Consider the following 16,569-nt stretch of genomic DNA (forward strand, 5'->3'; position numbering starts at 1 on the left):
TCTTATTCCGTATAAATAGTGAGTTCAGAGATATAAGTATTGTTTGCCGCATCCGTGTATTGCTTCCACTCATGGTGGTTGGGGTACATCAGGAGCAGTCTGCGTTTCACCTGTTCCAGTCCGATACCGCTGCCGCTCACATCGTTCTTTTTCTTCGGGAAGTTGGAGTTTTCCGTACGGAAATAGATGGTGTGCCGTTCGTCGGTACGCAGGGAAATGTGGATGAAACTCTTTTCCATCGGACTGATTCCGTGCTTGAATGCGTTCTCAATCAGCGAGATGAAGATCAGCGGGGCAATAGGCAGATCCTGGTTCTGGAACAGATCAATGTGGAATTGCACATCGACTTCCTTGCTGAGGCGGATGCGCATCAGTGAAATGTAATTGTTCAAAAAATCGCATTCCTTTTTCAGACTTACAAATTGCTGTTCATTGTCATAAAGCACATGGCGCAGGAGTTTGCTCAGATCCAGCACCGCATTTTGCGCTTTTTCCTGATTGAAGGCAATCAGCGCATAGATATTGTTCAGCGTGTTGAGCAGGAAATGCGGATTGATCTGGCTGCGCAGATTCTGCAATTCCGCCTCGGCACGTTTGAGTTCGGCATCCTGTCGGGCCATTTCGGCGTGTTGCCATTGCTGGCTCATTCGGGTGATGGCTGCCAATGCGGTGGCGAATATGTAATGAACCAGTTCGCGGATGCAGAACAAAACCTTGTCGCTCCACTCCAATACCCGGTGCATGTGATGCGGTCGGATGGGATAAAGCGTGTCCATCAGGGTAAACCAGAAGCGAGTGAACAGAAAGGCCACAACAAAGGTGCCCAGATTGGCTAGAATGAACTCCTTCTTCCGGTGTGCCAACAGGTATTTCGGAACCCAGAACAGATAGTTTCCGTAGAACACGATGCTCAGGGTGAGCGGAGCGCCCATCATTTTGATCCATTCTTTCGGACCGAGGTCTTCGCTGCCCCGGTTCATGAGCATGAAGGGGAATACGAACAGAAAAGCCCAAGAGAACAGGTGGATGACCCATTCTCTCGGAATTTTACCTTGTGAAAAGAATATTTTCAGTTTACTCATATCGGATAGCTTCTATCGGGTTCATTCTTGCTGCTTTCTGGGCGGGGTACCATCCGAAGAACACTCCGATGAAGGTACACACACCAAAACTTACAAAGATACTCCAAGGTTGGATATAAATAGGCATGTTGGCCAGCATTTTTATTAAAAATGAAGCTCCGATGCCGAAAACGATTCCCAAAATACCTCCCGATATGCTCAGCAGGGCGGCTTCGATGAGGAACTGGCTCAGAATGTCAATGCCGCGGGCTCCTACAGACATACGCAAACCGATTTCCTTGGTACGTTCGGTCACTGATACATACATGATGTTCATGATACCGATACCGCCGACAATCAGGGAGATTCCGGCCACACTACCCAGTAGGATGGTGAGCAGGTTCATGGTAGAGTTCATCATGGAGGCCATTTCTTCCTGACTTCGTATCGTGAAGTCGTCCTCCTCGGCCTCGGTCGTTTCCGTTGCATCTTTCAGCTTGTGCGTGCGGCGCAGAATGGAGGTGATGTCCTCTATGGCCTGGTCGGTAGCTGCTTCGGTCACTGCCGAGCAGTTGATGCCCTGAAGATAAGTCACGGCCAGAATACGTTTCATGACGGTGGTGTAAGGAGCCAGCACCACATCGTCCTGGTCCTGTCCCATGGAGTTGTAACCTTTTGACTTGAGAACACCGATTACGCGGAAAGGGATGGAGTTGAAACGGACCACCTTACCAATCGGGTCACTGCCGTCGGGGAAGAGGTTGTCCACTACCGTTTTACCCAACAGACACACTTTGGCTGCCGTTTTGATGTCCTGATCGGTAAACATCTCTCCGTCCTCCACTTCCAATTGCCGGATTTCCAGATAATCCTGATTGATACCATAGACGGTAGACGGGGTGTTGTTGTTTCCCGATACGAACTGTCCGCTGCTGTTTACGGAAGGGCTGATGGCGGTGATGAAACGGGCCTCATCGCGCAACGCTTCAAAGTCGCTGATCTTCAGCGTCTGCATTTCGCTCGGGTCCTGACGCACGCCTCCCCGCATATCTGCTCCCGGATGAATCATAATCATATTGGAACCCATTTCGGAGATCTGCTGTCGGATGCTTCGTTTGGAGCCTTGTCCGATAGCCAGCATGGCAATAACCGAAGCCACACCGATGATGATACCCAGTGCCGTAAGGAACGAGCGCAGCTTGTTGGCCGCGATGGCTTTCAGTGCTATTTTGAAAAGATTGATTGTATTCATACTGCGATTCTATTAGTCATCCTGAGGTTTGGGCAGCTTGGCCAGTGCCTCGGCGGCAGAGAGGATGTTCGGATTGATCACATCTTCCCGGATCTTGCCGTCGCGAAGCACGATGTTTCGGCTGCTGTATTGTGCGATTTCAGGATTGTGCGTTACAAATATGATGGTTCTTCCCTCGCGGTGCAGTTGCTGGAACAGCACCAGAATCTCGAACGAGGTGCGGGTGTCCAGGTTACCGGTAGCCTCGTCGGCCAGAATCACCGCCGGATTGTTTACCAGAGCGCGGGCGATGGCCACACGTTGCATCTGTCCGCCCGACATCTGGTTTGACTTGTGGTAGAGGCGGTCGCCCAGTCCCACCATTTCAAGAGCCTTGATGGCTCTTTCCTTCCGTTCCTTGGTCGATACGGAGGCATTATACATCAGCGGCAGTTCCACATTCTCGATAGCCGTGGTCTTGGCCAGCAGATTGTAGTTCTGAAACACGAATCCGATTTTGCGGTTGCGCAGAATGGCGCGCTGGGTGCGGCTCATGTTCTTCACCGGAGAGCCGTCCAGAATATATTCTCCGCTGGTCGGCGTATCGAGGCATCCCAACTGGTTCAGCAGGGTAGACTTGCCGGAACCGGAAGTACCCATGATGGTGACAAATTCTCCTTCATAGATTTTGAAAGACACTCCGCGCAGGGCGTGAACAATTTCGTCACCAACCAGAAAGTTGCGTTTTACATCCTGTAGTTCAATGACTACTTTTCTTTTGTCTTCTTCCATAATCCATTCTGATTTTATTTCTTTTTCTTATCTCCCGGATGTGGCATGAACGGGCTGCTTTCTGCCTGTTGCGGTCCTTCTTCCATACCTTCCTGAAGCTCTTTTATACTCATGATTACCTCTGTGTTCTCAGGTACTCCGCTCAGAATCTCCGTGCGGGTTCCGTCGGAAACTCCGATTCTTACCGGATAAGCCTTCAGCACATTGCCGTTCTTCACCCAAAGTTTGTTAGCTCCCTTGCAGTCTTCGATTTTTACATCCTTCAGAGTAGTGGCAGAAGGCGTGAAGCGCAAAGCCTTGGATTTCACACTGACTACATCCGGGCGCTCGATGGTGGTGATGCTCACATTGGCGGTGAGTCCCGGTTTCAGTTTCAGATCCTTGTTCGGTGCCGAGATCACTACTTCATAAGTGACCACGTTGCTTTCGGTTACGGCTTCCTGACGTACCTGAGTGACCACTCCGCTGAAAGTGTCATCCGGGAAGGCATCTACGGTGAAACTGACCTTCTGTCCTTCCTTGATGTTGCCTATGTCGGCCTCGTCAATATCGGCTACTACCTGCATGTCGGTCAGGTCCTGAGCGATGGTAAACAAGGTAGGAGTGCTGTAGCTGGAGGCTACGGTCTGTCCTTCTTCCACGTCCTTGCCCAATACGATACCGTCAATCGGCGAGGTGATGATGGCATAACCCAGGTTGGTCTGCGCCTTCTTCACGTTTTCCTCTTTGGTCTTTACGTCCTCGGCTGCCTTTTGAAAACTGAGGCGGGCCACTTCGTAATCGTTCCGGCTCACCAGTCCCTTGTCATACAGATTCTTGTAGCGTTCGTAGTTGGCTTTCTGGTATTGGTAATCGCTCTTCGAACTGGTCAGGTTGGCCTGCGCGCTGTTGAGTTCGCTGATCAGGTTCGTCTTGTCGAGTTCCGCAATGACCTGTCCCTTTTTCACCACACTGTTGTAGTCTACATAGATTTTGCTGATGATACCGGATACCTGTGTACCCACATCCACACTGGTTACCGGTTCGATGCTACCGGTGGCCGTTACGATACTTTTTATGGTGTCCTTTTCCACTTTGGTGGTTTCGTATTCCTGTTTCAGGGAAGTGTCGCCTTTGGGCCAGAAGAAGAATATTCCGGCGGCGATGATGACGATGGCCGAAGCCACGATGATTTTATTCTTTTTCATGATTCTGTTCTGTTTGTTGGATATGAGTTGTTTTTATAAGGTAATACTGTTGCCCTGATAGAATTTCAGAAGTTGGATATTCAGCAGGGTGGTGTATTTGCTTTGCAGCTTTTCCTGTTGTGCCTGGAGCAGATCGTCTTTTCCAGTGAGCAGCTCCACCACGTTTTTCAGTCCGTTTTCAAACTGTTCGTTCAGCAGTCTGTAGCTGCTCTCCATGCTTTCGGTCTTGGTGATCGAAGCCTTGAACTTTTCCTGATTGTTACGGGCCTGCAGATTGTAGCTCTCGATGGTGTTATACAGATTCTTCTGCTCTTCGGTAAGTTCCAGAGACTTGGTCACCTGATCCAGTTTTGCACGTTCCACAGCGCTTTTGTTCTTACGGTTGTCGAAGATCGGTACGGAGAGTGTCAGTCCGATGGTTCCGTTCAGATTTTCTTTCAGCTGGCTGGCCACCTGGGCTCCGGTGCTGTAGTGACTGTCGCTGATGGAAGCGTTGAGCGAAAGACTTGGCTGGTATCCGGCCTTGGCCACATCCACACTCAGCTTGGCAGCCTCGATGGCAGTCTGCTTGCTCTGGATTTCCGGGCGAAGCAACAGGGCCTGACTGTAAACCTCGTTGCTGGAAGGTACCAGCTGCAAAGCCTGTTCGTCAGAAATCTCCAGATTGGCAATCTGGAAATCCGTACCCGGGTCCAATTCCAGCAGTTGCTTCAGTTGCAGATTGTAATCGTCAATCTGAGTCTGTGCGTTGACCACATCATACTGGGCGCTGCTCCATTGCGCCTCGAGCTGTTTCAGTTCCGTTTCCGAAAGCAGTCCGTTCTGCATCATTTCCTTTCCGCGTTCCACCTGCTTTTTGGCGGTTTCGAGAATGCTTTCATTCACTTTCTTGGCCTCGGTGGAGTACAGGATCTGAATATACAGCTGGGTGATTTGTTCCGTAATGCTGTTCTTACTGATCTCTGTATCCAGCTCGGCCATCTTCTTGTTTAACTTTTGTATCTTGATTGTGTTTGTGTTCGATTTGCCATCCCATACGGTCCAGGAGGCATTCAATGAATAATTTCCGTTTTCGGTCAGCTTTTTGCTGGAAGTGTTGGCCATGCCGTTGGCTACGATGCTGTTCGGGTTACTCTGCAGCGGACGGTAGTTGAGTGACTGGTTCATGCCGAATGACAGGCTGGGGAAGAGGGCAGCCTGCGATTCCTTGAGGCTGACGTCCTGCTGCTGTTCGCTTACATTGGATTTCTGAATCTGAATGTTGTTTTCCAGGGCATATTGGATGCAGCGCTCCAAATCCCAGGTCTCTTCGTTGCCGGCTCTGATGTTGTTCATCATGAAGAGCGACAACAGAGCTAAAAAATACTTCTTCTTGCTCATAATCGTCTTGGTTGGTTTTTACGAAGGCAAATTTAGGAGCGCTTTGCCGCTCTTACAATTATAATATACTAAGGGGGCTTTTTTTTCGACGAAACACCCTTTTTATTCTATTAAAATATTGTACCTTTGAAGGGTAAAAACCATAAATGCAAGCTTATGTTTTCTGGAATAGTAGAAGAATGTGCCCAGGTGGTGGCCATTGAAAAAGAATTGGAAAATGTGCATTTCACCCTGAAATGCTCTTTTGTGGATGAGTTGAAAATCGATCAGAGTGTGGCACACAACGGAGTTTGCCTTACAGTGGTGCGCATCGAGAACGGTACCTATACGGTAACGGCAATGAAGGAAACGCTCGACCGCAGCAATCTGGGTCTGCTTCAGGTGGGTGATGAAGTGAATGTGGAGCGTTCCATGATGATGAACGGCCGTCTGGACGGTCATATCGTGCAGGGTCATGTAGACCAGACCGCCGAGTGCGTTTCCGTGGAGGATGCCGAGGGAAGTCATGTGTTTACTTTCCGTTATGCCTTTGATCCGGAGATGGCCAAGCGCGGTTACTTCACTGTGGACAAAGGTTCGGTAACCGTGAATGGAGTGAGCCTCACGGTGTGCAATCCTACGCAGGATACTTTCCAGGTGTGCATCATTCCTTATACTTTCGATCACACCAACTTCCACACCTTCAGACCCGGCAGTGTGGTTAATCTCGAATTTGACATTATCGGCAAGTATCTGAGCCGCATGATGTCGCTCACCGGACAGCAGGGCTGATACCCGCCGGTGCGGAACATATAAAAACGGAAAAAGCTGTTTCCGACTTGCCGTGCAGGTCTCGAAACAGCTTTTTCCGTTTATTCTTTTCCTGATTGCGGTTTGGAAACTTATTCCGTCAGTCCGGCTTCCTTCCACGACTTCATGATGTCGCGGGCGTCGTTCAGGGCAGTTTCCGCATCCACTTCATATTCGTCGAGCAGCAGCTGGGCCAGCTGTTCTGCTTCGAACTCCGTATCTTTCACCTTGTTCCACAGATAGGCAGCCGATTCGTTCAGGCTGATAATCTTGGTAAAGTCGATGTTCTCTTTTCCGTAGGCCACAATAACGTACTCGTTGCATACGTTCTTCAGGTCGAATCCTTTCTTTATTTTCATGATTTCTGTTCTAGATTTAGTTTATAGATCCATAATAAATATTTTCTGACGGGCAGCAGCTTTCTCCACAGGCGGGCATAGCGGTTCCATTTTTCGTCGTCGGCCGGTATGGCTATTCCGTTGCGGATGAAAGTGCGCACCACGGCGGCCACCTCTTCGCGCCGGCAGTATTCCTTGCCTTTCAGGTTACCGTCGCCCATGAGGGTCACTTTGTCTCCATCGAGTCCGATGATGCGGTGCAGCACATACTTGCCCGGGAAAATTTCTCCCAGGGCCACATCGCCCACCTTCAGTTCCGAAAAAGGAGCCAGCACCACACTGTCGCGGCAATGCTCCAGAAAGGGGCGCATGCTGTAGCCCTTCACCATGATGGTCACGGTGTGCCCTTCGCGCACCAGTTCCTTGACCTGTCCCAGAATCAGTTCGTTGGGGAAACTCATCCGCGCCACGTTTTCCCGGGCCGATGCTGTCGGGGCAGGGGCTGTGAGGCGCCGTATGGGAGCGAATCCCTTCCACAGCATTCCGAAGATTCTTTTCTTGACGCTCTGTTTCATGCTGAGGTAACGGTTTGATGGCTGAGGCGGGCCGCTTCTTCGTCGGGCAGGCAGCCCAAATGATATACCGGGGTGCGTGACAGAATCTCGGATATCGTGTTACAGATATCGTTGTAGACCCGTTTGTCCCATTTCATGACCGATACGGACGACAGGATGTGGGCAAAAGAGTGCAGAATATCTTCACGCCGGATTTCGTTTTGCTTTTTCTGTTCCAGCTGGACAAAGGCTCCGGCCTCGGCTTCGATGTTGCGGTAGCAGGGAGTCTTTCCGCTCCAGGGAGAGCCGTAGACAAAGGTCTTTCCTCCCACCACGCGTACCACTGGATTGTCGTCGTTCATCAGATCCGAACCCGGGATGTGCTTGAGCCAAAGACGGGTATGCGTGCTTTTTCCAGTACCGCTCTTTCCCAAAAACAGATAGCCCTTATCGTTGTTCCGGATGACGGAAGAGTGAATCAGCAGGGTGTTGTGCGGCGAGGTGGCAAAGGCATAGACAATCATCAGGGCATTGTTGGTGCCAAAGGCACGCTCCTCTCTTTTTTCTGCAAGCAGATGTACGGTGGCCAGACTGAAGTCGGCATTGACGCGTACGCGGCAACACGGCACATTGTTTACATTGCTGATGACGAACTGGTATCCGCCGTCGTTCATCAGATATACGCCGTGGTTGCATCCGCCGCAGTCAAACTGTCCGATTTCCTCGTGAGGGGCTTCGGTGCAGGCCGACTCGGTGACGGTCATTTCAAACAAGGGAGAGTCCTTTGCTTCGGTGCAGACAAAGGGAGTGCATGAGGGCAGCAGGTCTTCAATCTCTTCCGCGGTATGAAAAGTAATGCGGAACAGATGACCGGCCACTTTATATAAATTCGTTTTCATGAATTATTCAGAAATTACTTGGTTGATTTCCGACTCGAAGCGGAATTCATCCTGAGACAGAGTCTTCAGAATGGTGGCATTGCTGTTTTTGTAGCGCTTCATAACCTTGTTGTATCTCTTGCGGAGGTTTTCCAGTTTTTTGTCAAAGAAAACCACACAAGTAGTGTTCGGACGCTCTTTATGATCGGCCAGGAAGAACTGCAACTGGTTGCCATAAGCGGTGCGTCCTACAAGAAATTCTGTTTTAGGTTCTATCATTACGGAATCCACTGCCTGAATGTCGGTGATGTAAATCAGAGAGTCGTTAAAGGAAGCCGAAAATCCGAACATGTAAACTTTAGTCGGTCCTGTCGTGTTCTTGTCCTTGGCATAAGTGCTTATGCCGATGGCCAGTGTTGCGAAAATTAATAGAAAAGAGATTTTGAAACGTTTCATACTTTAAAGTTTTTACCGTTACAAAAGTAAACAATAATCTTTCATCAGCCAACAAATTAAGTCTTTTTTCTCTTTTCTCCGGATTCCGCTCCCGAGACGTGCTTTCGGAAAGTTCGTCCGTGGGGTGTTTCCGTTACGTTTCTTTTAAGTGTTCCGGGAGGCTCCTGCCGGTTGCGTCAGATTATCATCAGTGCGATAATTTATTACCGTCAGGGAGATAATTTATCATCATGCCGATGATTTTTCTTTGGGAGCACGTTCCCTTCTCCGGTTGGAGGGATACAAAAAAGGGGACTCCGCTGTGATTGCGGAATCCCCTTCTCCTTGCTTGATGCAAAATATGTTTCTGTCTTTGGGATTATCCCAAATAAGATTTCAGCAATTTGCTCTTTGAGTTCTGTCTCAGACGGCGGATAGCCTTTTCCTTGATCTGTCGAACACGCTCGCGGGTCAGGTTGAATTTGTCACCGATTTCCTCCAGAGTCATTTCCTGATGGTTGATACCGAAGAACATCTGAATGATTTCCTTCTCTCTTTCGCTAAGCATAGACAGGGCACGGTCAATTTCGCGTGACAGAGACTCGTTCACCAGTGAGCGGTCGGCCATTGGAGAGTCGTCATTGACAAGTACATCCAGCAGGCTGTTGTCCTCGCCTTCCACAAAAGGAGCATCCACAGAAATATGTCTGCCGCTTACCTTCATGGTGTCCGAAATCTTGTCTACCGGGATGTCCAGTTCGTCTGCCAGTTCCTCCGGGCTTGGTCTTCTTTCATTCTCCTGCTCGAATTTGCTGAATGCCTTGCTGATCTTGTTCAGAGAACCTACCTGATTCAGCGGCAGACGCACGATTCGGCTTTGTTCGGCCAGAGCTTGCAGAATAGACTGTCGGATCCACCATACCGCATAACTGATAAATTTGAAACCTCTTGTTTCGTCGAACTTTTCGGCTGCCTTAATCAGACCCAGATTTCCTTCATTGATCAAGTCCGGCAGACTCAATCCTTGGTTTTGGTATTGTTTTGCCACAGATACAACGAAACGAAGATTGGCTCGTGTCAGTTTTTCAAGCGCGATGCGGTCTCCTTTACGGATTCGTTGTGCCAACTCAACTTCTTCTTCAACGGTAATCAGCTCTTCGCGGCCGATTTCCTGAAGATATTTGTCTAAAGAAGCACTCTCACGATTGGTGATACTTTTGGTAATCTTTAATTGTCTCATTTCTTCTTAACAATTTTAGGTTGCTAAATTATAAAGAAAAATCGAGAGTTGTATATAAAAGGTGTCAAGTTTATCTTTTATTAATACGTTTATGCTTGATTTAAGTTTTATAAACAATAAAAGGCGGATGCAAAGTCGTTGCATCCGCCAATATGTGCCCGATATGCCCTGAGGCATGGCTTTATTTCTTCTTTTCGTCCTTCGGGTCGTTCAGTTCGATAACCAGACTCTTCTTGATACCGCTTTGGGTGATGGCTCTGATCCACAGAGTGCGGTCGGAAGACTGGTTGGTTTCCTTAACCACATCTTCGAAATCCTCCAGAGTACGCATCGGCTTGTCGTTGATCATCAGGATGATGAGTCCCTTAGTGACACCGGCATCCTTCATCTTTCCGTTGCGCAGGGCGGCCACTTCGAGTCCGTAAGGCAAGTTCAGCTGAGCCTTGGTTTCTTCGCTCAGCGGTTTGAGAGCGGCACCGAACTGGTCGATGTCGAGTTCCTCGAGTGCCTTGGTGTTACCCTGTGCGTTGCGGAGCGTTACGGTTTCGTTGTGCGTCTTCTTATTTCTTACGTAAGTGATCTTGATCTGGTCACCCGGGCGGTGTTTGGCCAGTTCTTCCTGCAACTCGGCAATCTTGGTGATATTCTTGCCGTCGATGGCGGTGATGACATCACCCTTTACCAGGTTCAGTTCGGCAGCCGTAGAGTTTGGTTCGATACCGTTTACATAAACACCCGAAACAGTACCCAGGTCTACGGTATTTCCCTTTTCCTTCTCGCTGTCGATGTAGTTCAGCACATCGGTTCCGGTTACACCCAGCACGGCGCGCTGCACAATACCGAATTCCTTCAAGTCATGCACCACCTTGTTCATAATGGTTGTCGGGATGGCAAAACCATAACCCGAATAAGAACCGGTCTGTGAGTAAAGCATGGCATTGATACCCACCAGTTCGCCTTTGGCATTTACCAGAGCACCACCGGAGTTTCCGGAGTTGATGGCCGCATCGGTCTGAATGAAGCTTTCGATGGAGTTGGCACCCAATGAACGGGCCTTGGCGCTTACGATACCGGCTGTTACGGTAGAAGTCAGGTTGAACGGGTTACCGACTGCCAGTACCCATTCGCCCAGTTTCAGGTCGTCGGAGTTACCGATTGGAATGGTGGGCAGGTCTTTACCCTCGATTTTAATCAGAGCCAGGTCGGTCTGTTCGTCGCAACCGATGATGCGTGCCTTGAACTCACGGTTGTCGTTCAGTTTGACCACCAGCTCGTCAGCACCGTTCACCACATGGTTGTTGGTAACGATATATCCGTCCTTTGAGATAATGACTCCCGAACCGGAAGCCTGTCTTTTCGGAGTCTGTATCTGTCTTTTCTGCGTACCGCCGCCACCGAATCCAAAGAAGTCACCGAAGAAATCGGAAAACGGATCCCGTACGTCTACGGTTTGCGTCTTGCTGTTCATTGTCACTTTTATATACACCACGGCGTTTACCGATGATTCGGCTGCCTGAGTAAGGTCTACCATTCCGCTGGGGATTTCGGCAGCATAAGCCGAAGAAAAAGTGGGGCAGAAGCCCATCAGGCCGGTACCCAGTAATACCATACCGGCTGTTCCTGCAATTCTCTTAGTTAGCTGTTTCATAACTTAATTGATTTGTAGTGTTAATTTATTTGCGTTATTGATTTTTTTCTGAGGCAAAAGTAAATACAAATGCAATTGATTAGTCCTGCTATATTCCTATTTTCCTTTCTTTTAACAGTGCAGAAAGTGGGATTAACGGTAGTTAATTCCGCCGGAACTCCTTTTTTGCATTCGTTTAACTTGTTTGAAACAGAATATTTGATTACTTTTGTATCATAAAAGCAGTCGGGCAGTCTGTCGCTGGCCTTTTGCAAAAAAGGCGGGAGGAAAGTCCGGGCAATATAGGGCACCCCACTTCTTAATGGGAAGTAGTCCGCGAGGGTTAGATCATGCAGAAGAAAACAACCGCCTGTTTCGGCAGGTAAGGGTGAGAAGGCGAGGTAAGAGCTCACCAGGCGGGCGGTGACGTCCGTGCTGTGCATTCTGGGGATTGAAAGTTCGCGTAAACCGGCGTTAACGAAAGGCGGCCCGTCTGAGTCGGAGGGTAGAACGATAGAGCCTTGTGGTGACACAAGGCCTGGATAAATGACAGACGCCTTGATCTTCAAGGAACAGAACCCGGCTTATCGCCCGGCTGCTTTTATGTTTTTTATTTAATGAGAAACCTATGCAGTTCAGTTATCGTCAGATAGAATTCTTTTTCACTCAGAAGATATGGTATATCAACGAAAGTGAGCTTTCTCCGGCACGACGTTATGTGTTCCGGATGATGAAAAAAGTGGTGCTTACGATAGAGTGTTATTTCCGCAGGAACATCAACAGCTATGCTTCGGCTCTTACCTTTTCTTCCATTCTGGCGATAGTGCCCATTCTGGCCATTATCTTTGCCATAGGGCGCGGTTTCGGTTACGGCACGATTATCGAGAATGAAATCAAGCGCAACCTGAGTGTGAATCAGGGTTTTGCCGACTTGATTTTTGATTTTATCGGCTCTTATCTGGAACATACCAAGAGCGGCTTCTTCATCGGTTTCGGTCTTCTGTTGTTGCTTTATACCATTATCCAACTGACCAGCAATATCGAGATTGCGCTGAATGAAATCTGGCAAGTGAAGAGCCAGCGCAGCATCTACCGGCAGATCACCGACTATATCAGTGTGTTCCTGCTGTTGCCCATATTGATTATCATTTCGAGCGGTCTGAGCATCTTTCTGGCTACCATCGCGCAGCATTTCCCGAACTTTCTAGTGCTGAGCACCACGGTACAGTTGCTTTTGCACCTGTTGCCCTATGTTATCAGCAGCCTGCTTTTCATGGGACTTTACTGTTATATGCCCAACACACGGGTGCAGGTGCGTCATGCTTTCTTCCCCGGCATTCTGGCCGGAGTGCTGTTTCAGTTGCTTCAGTACTTCTATATCCATTCTCAGATCTGGGTATCTACCTACAATGCCATCTACGGTTCGTTTGCGGCATTGCCTATGTTCATGCTTTGGGTCAACTTTTCCTGGATCATTTGCCTCTTTGGGGCGCAGCTTACTTATGCCAACCAGAATCTGAAAAGCTATTTCTATCTGAAGGACATTCACCGCATCAGCCGTCATTATCACGATGTGCTGGTTATCATGATTCTGTCCCGCATCTGCAAGCGCTTCGAAAAGGATATGATTCCCTATAGCCTCTACGGACTTTCGGCAGAAACGACCTTGCCTGTGGGCGTGATCGGCAAACTCATTCATGAGCTGCACAAAATGAATCTGATTGTGGTGGAGGGAGACGATATGGAAGCTACTCAGCGGGTAGTGCCCTCATTTGATATTCATCGGCTCACGGTAAACGAAGTGATGGCCCGCATTGATGCGTATGGCGATTTCTACACCAGCAAGGCAGCGATGAACTGGTTGCAGCCCGAGTGGGAGAATCTGCTCCGCATCCGTAAGGGATGCCGTTTCGAGGAAGGGGATATTCTGCTCAAGGATCTTTAGCAAGCAGCAGACGGCAGATGAGAGAGTTTTCTGAAAAAACAAGCATCCCTGCAAATCCGAATCATGAATCAGGATTTGCAGGGATGCTTGTTTCTTTATTTGTATGGCGCTGCTTATGCCTCGTCTTCGCCTTTCAGTACCGGAAGCTGCCAGTGGTATTTGACGGTCAGAATACGAATGGCTACAACCGTGATACCTGAAAGCAGAGCGTTTATTTCGGCAGAAAGTCCCAGCTTGTGGCAGATGACATAAACAATGCCGCCGATAACACAGGCAATGGCATAAATATCCTTACGGAAAATCAGCGGTTCTTCATTGATGAACACATCGCGGATCACACCTCCGGCAGCACCGGTAATGCTACCCATGATAATCGCCATCCAGAAAGGGTAATCCATATTCAGGGTCTTTTCGATTCCGATGATGTTGAACAGAGCCAGACCGATGGCATCAAATATAAACCAGGTGCTGTTTTGGCGGATGATGCGTTTGCCGAATGCGATGACGTAGAACAGAGCCAGGGCGCAGCAGATGATGTAAATGGAATTGGTCATCCAGAAAGGAGGAAGGCCAAGCATCACATCACGGATCGTACCGCCGCCGATGGCAGTAACCATTCCTACGATATAGGCACCGAACCAGTCGAACTTTTTTGCCGATGCCAGTCGGATACCCGATATGGCAAAGGCGAATGTACCGATAAACTCGATGATCACGAATGAGGCGGGGATGCGCAGGGCTTCGCCCATTGTTTGCAGTATGTTTAGGATTTCTTGCATTTTGTGTATTTGGGTTTATTGAATGACATTTTGGGGAGTTCCGTTCAGGAAAGCTTTTATGTTGTTGGCACAGATCTCCATCAGGCGCTTGCGTGCCTCGGTCGAAGCCCAGGCAATGTGCGGCGTGAGATACACATTCTTGGCCGTGAGCAGCGGATTGGTCGGTATTGCCGGCTCCACACAGAGCACATCGGCTCCGTAGGCGGCAAGGGTGCCGTTGTTCAATGCCTCTGCCACATCCAGTTCGTTAATCAGATGGCCGCGTCCCGTATTCAGGAGAATCGCAGTCTTTTTCATGAGTGCCAGGGTTTCGCTGTTGATGATCTGTCGGGTATTCGCTTTGAGCGGACAGTGCAGACTGACGATGTCGCATTCACTCAGCAGCTCCTTCAGTTCCACTTTTCTGATCCATTCCGGCATGGATGAGGCTTCACGGGCGGTATAGGCATATACCTCCATTCCGAAAGCATGTGCTATTTCGGCAACAGCCGTTCCGATATGTCCCATACCGATGATACCGAACTTCTTGCCGTGAAGTTCCATAATGGGGGAGTCCCAATAGCAGAAGTCCAGCGAAGTGTTCCAGCGTCCCTTGCGGTTTTCTTCGGCATAGTGACCCACCTGGTTGGTGATGTTCAGAAGATGGGCAAACGTCATTTGCGCTACCGAAGCGGTGCTGTAGGTCGGAATGTTGCACACCACGATTCCCTTGCTTTTTGCAGCCTCGATATCCACAACATTGTAACCGGTAGAGAGAATTCCGATATACTTCAGTTTGGGCAGGCTCTGCAAGGTGCCGGCCGTGAGTATGGTCTTATTGGTTAGAATGATGTCGGCATCAATGGCCCGATGTATGATTTCTTGATCACTGGTGCGTTCATATACCGTCAAGTGGCCAAGTGTCTTGATCGCCTCCCAGCTTAAGTCACCCGGATTCAGTCCGTAACCGTCTAATACTACAATGTTCATTTGTTTTATACGCTTAAAAATTGGAATGCAAAGTTAATGCTTTTGCCGATATGGTGTACGGCTTTTAAAGATTCTTATAAGAATATCTTTCGGGCTTTTACTGCCCCACGTAATTCATTTTCCGATAACCCACAAGGCGGTCGTAGCGCTCGCCCGGTGAACGATGGTACACCAGCACGATATATTCGTTTTCGGTCTGGAAGAAATCTCCGTCAACCACGCTTTTGCCGGATGTAGTTCCCGGTGCAACCAGCAGATATTGGTAGTTATAGTAGCCCTGCTTCAGCAGCAAGGAAGCTTCATAGGCCTGGGTCTTCTGGTTGTAGCTCATCCGGTATTCCGGTGTGAACTGGTTGTAGGTCCAGTTTCCGGCAATATAAAGCTGGCCGGAGCTCAATTCCGGGCTCTTGAGCGTGAAGTGTACCCACACGTATTCCGACGTGGTTTCATTGTCGCTGTTGTCTTCGTTACGCACGACAGCCGCTCCGTTCTGGTCGTTTTCGAAGATATAGTTCTTCTGGGGGCGGTCTTCGTTCAGGATGACGTGATAGTAAGGGTCATACCACTGAATCTGGTCCACATTCATATTGGCGCGGTTAAAGCCCAGAATCTCAAACTTATGAAATTCGTTTCCGGCGTCGAAGATGAGCTGCCGGTTGTGCAGATATTCCAGTGTGTTCACTTTCTGCACATCCGGTTTGGGATTGATCACCCAGTTGTCTGTGCGTCGGTTCTGCATGACCACAGTCTTCAGTTCCCGAATCGGGTCATTGACCGTGAGAGTGCCGTAATTTATGGAGAAACTCAATTGCTGATGCGTCTTGTTGAAATCAATGTCCGTGTTCGATGAGACGCTGGCGCTGATGCCCACCTCAGGTTCCACGACCGAGAAGCAGGCCGTGAGCAAAGGTTGATCCGGGTCTGCTCCTTCCTCGTCGCGATACACATGAACCTTGTAGTTGCCCGACAGCTTGAGCGATACGTCGCTGTTCGGAATCCGTATCCGGTAATGAGTATAAAGCAGGTTGGTGTTGAAGCTGTTTTCCACATCCTCGATGACCTGGCCGTTGAATCCTTCCAGATAATCCGATTCGAAGATGTCGGTCGAGGGAGTCCAGTCGGCATTGCAATGCTCCACCTTATATATCAAGCGGTGATAGTCATGACTGAGAATGTCAAAACCGATATCCACCATATTGTTGCCGCCCAGATTGATGATGGGAGGCTGCAACATATCTTCGTTGGCAATTACTTGCAGGGTTTTGACATAATCGGCATAGACACGTGAGTTCTGTGCCTGCAGCGGGTGCAGAGTCAGAAACAGAAGGAACAGGCTGTAAAATAGTTTTTTCATGTCACAAAGT

Annotated in this window: 16 protein-coding genes and 1 other RNA gene; 3 read left to right on the forward strand and 14 right to left on the reverse strand. The window is 49.1% G+C overall.

Annotated features, from left to right (window positions below; genetic code table 11):
- Nucleotides 1–2: 2 nt before the first annotated feature.
- The 5 genes from DXA74_RS11110 to DXA74_RS11130 are packed head-to-tail and all read right to left on the reverse strand — an operon-like array spanning nt 3 to nt 5,651.
- A complete protein-coding gene (locus DXA74_RS11110) occupies nt 3–1,082 on the reverse strand; it encodes a sensor histidine kinase (RefSeq protein ID WP_118527588.1) in 1,080 nt (359 codons plus the stop codon).
- Nucleotides 1,075–2,313: an ABC transporter permease gene (locus DXA74_RS11115; RefSeq protein ID WP_118527590.1), complete on the reverse strand. Its 1,239-nt coding sequence runs from the start codon at nt 2,311–2,313 to the stop codon at nt 1,075–1,077. Before DXA74_RS11115 ends, DXA74_RS11110 begins: the two co-directional genes overlap by 8 nt.
- 12 nt (nt 2,314–2,325) lie before the next feature.
- The gene (locus tag DXA74_RS11120) at nt 2,326–3,084 is read right to left on the reverse strand and encodes an ABC transporter ATP-binding protein (protein WP_118527592.1); all 759 of its coding nucleotides are present in this window, start codon (nt 3,082–3,084) and stop codon (nt 2,326–2,328) included.
- Between the two features lie 14 nt (nt 3,085–3,098).
- Nucleotides 3,099–4,271, reverse strand: a complete 1,173-nt coding sequence (locus DXA74_RS11125; RefSeq protein WP_118527594.1) for an efflux RND transporter periplasmic adaptor subunit — start codon at nt 4,269–4,271, stop codon at nt 3,099–3,101.
- A gap of 33 nt (nt 4,272–4,304) precedes the next feature.
- On the reverse strand, nt 4,305–5,651 hold the full coding sequence (locus DXA74_RS11130) for a TolC family protein (protein ID WP_118527596.1): 1,347 nt from the start codon (nt 5,649–5,651) through the stop codon (nt 4,305–4,307).
- A 156-nt stretch (nt 5,652–5,807) separates the two neighbouring features.
- Between DXA74_RS11130 and DXA74_RS11135 the strand changes: the two genes are divergently transcribed.
- Nucleotides 5,808–6,422 (forward strand): riboflavin synthase, encoded by a 615-nt coding sequence (locus DXA74_RS11135; RefSeq protein ID WP_118527644.1) that lies wholly within the window; start codon nt 5,808–5,810, stop codon nt 6,420–6,422.
- Between the two features lie 110 nt (nt 6,423–6,532).
- Here the strand turns inward: DXA74_RS11135 and DXA74_RS11140 are convergent, their stop codons facing one another.
- The 6 genes from DXA74_RS11140 to DXA74_RS11165 form a co-directional block, all read right to left on the reverse strand.
- Nucleotides 6,533–6,799: a PqqD family protein gene (locus tag DXA74_RS11140; protein WP_118527598.1), complete on the reverse strand. Its 267-nt coding sequence runs from the start codon at nt 6,797–6,799 to the stop codon at nt 6,533–6,535.
- Nucleotides 6,796–7,353: a S24/S26 family peptidase gene (locus tag DXA74_RS11145; protein WP_233550520.1), complete on the reverse strand. Its 558-nt coding sequence runs from the start codon at nt 7,351–7,353 to the stop codon at nt 6,796–6,798. The genes DXA74_RS11140 and DXA74_RS11145 overlap by 4 nt, the downstream gene beginning before the upstream one ends.
- Nucleotides 7,350–8,231, reverse strand: coding sequence for a hypothetical protein (locus DXA74_RS11150; RefSeq protein WP_118527600.1), 882 nt, complete (start codon nt 8,229–8,231; stop codon nt 7,350–7,352). Before DXA74_RS11150 ends, DXA74_RS11145 begins: the two co-directional genes overlap by 4 nt.
- Before the next feature lie 3 nt (nt 8,232–8,234).
- Nucleotides 8,235–8,666, reverse strand: coding sequence for a hypothetical protein (locus DXA74_RS11155; RefSeq protein ID WP_118527602.1), 432 nt, complete (start codon nt 8,664–8,666; stop codon nt 8,235–8,237).
- A gap of 358 nt (nt 8,667–9,024) precedes the next feature.
- Nucleotides 9,025–9,885, reverse strand: coding sequence for an RNA polymerase sigma factor RpoD/SigA (locus DXA74_RS11160; protein ID WP_118527604.1), 861 nt, complete (start codon nt 9,883–9,885; stop codon nt 9,025–9,027).
- A gap of 181 nt (nt 9,886–10,066) precedes the next feature.
- Nucleotides 10,067–11,533, reverse strand: a complete 1,467-nt coding sequence (locus DXA74_RS11165; RefSeq protein ID WP_118527606.1) for a Do family serine endopeptidase — start codon at nt 11,531–11,533, stop codon at nt 10,067–10,069.
- Between the two features lie 221 nt (nt 11,534–11,754).
- On the opposite strand from DXA74_RS11165, the gene rnpB reads away from it, so the two are divergent.
- An RNA gene (gene rnpB, locus DXA74_RS11170) (RNase P RNA component class A) lies at nt 11,755–12,115 on the forward strand.
- A 25-nt stretch (nt 12,116–12,140) separates the two neighbouring features.
- A complete protein-coding gene (locus tag DXA74_RS11175; RefSeq protein WP_118527608.1) occupies nt 12,141–13,457 on the forward strand; it encodes a YihY/virulence factor BrkB family protein in 1,317 nt (438 codons plus the stop codon).
- 113 nt (nt 13,458–13,570) lie between these two features.
- Here DXA74_RS11175 and DXA74_RS11180 read toward each other — a convergent pair whose 3' ends face one another.
- The 3 genes from DXA74_RS11180 to DXA74_RS11190 form a co-directional block, all read right to left on the reverse strand.
- A complete protein-coding gene (locus tag DXA74_RS11180) occupies nt 13,571–14,236 on the reverse strand; it encodes a trimeric intracellular cation channel family protein (protein ID WP_118527610.1) in 666 nt (221 codons plus the stop codon).
- Nucleotides 14,237–14,251: 15 nt separating this feature from the next.
- Complete coding sequence (locus DXA74_RS11185) at nt 14,252–15,205, reverse strand: D-2-hydroxyacid dehydrogenase (protein ID WP_118527612.1); 954 nt, start codon at nt 15,203–15,205, stop codon at nt 14,252–14,254.
- A 97-nt stretch (nt 15,206–15,302) separates the two neighbouring features.
- The gene (locus DXA74_RS11190; RefSeq protein ID WP_118527614.1) at nt 15,303–16,559 is read right to left on the reverse strand and encodes a DUF5103 domain-containing protein; all 1,257 of its coding nucleotides are present in this window, start codon (nt 16,557–16,559) and stop codon (nt 15,303–15,305) included.
- Between the last annotated feature and the right edge of the window lie 10 nt (nt 16,560–16,569).

The sequence above is a fragment of the Bacteroides sp. OF04-15BH genome (assembly GCF_003477995.1).
Lineage (GTDB): Bacteria > Bacteroidota > Bacteroidia > Bacteroidales > Bacteroidaceae > Paraprevotella.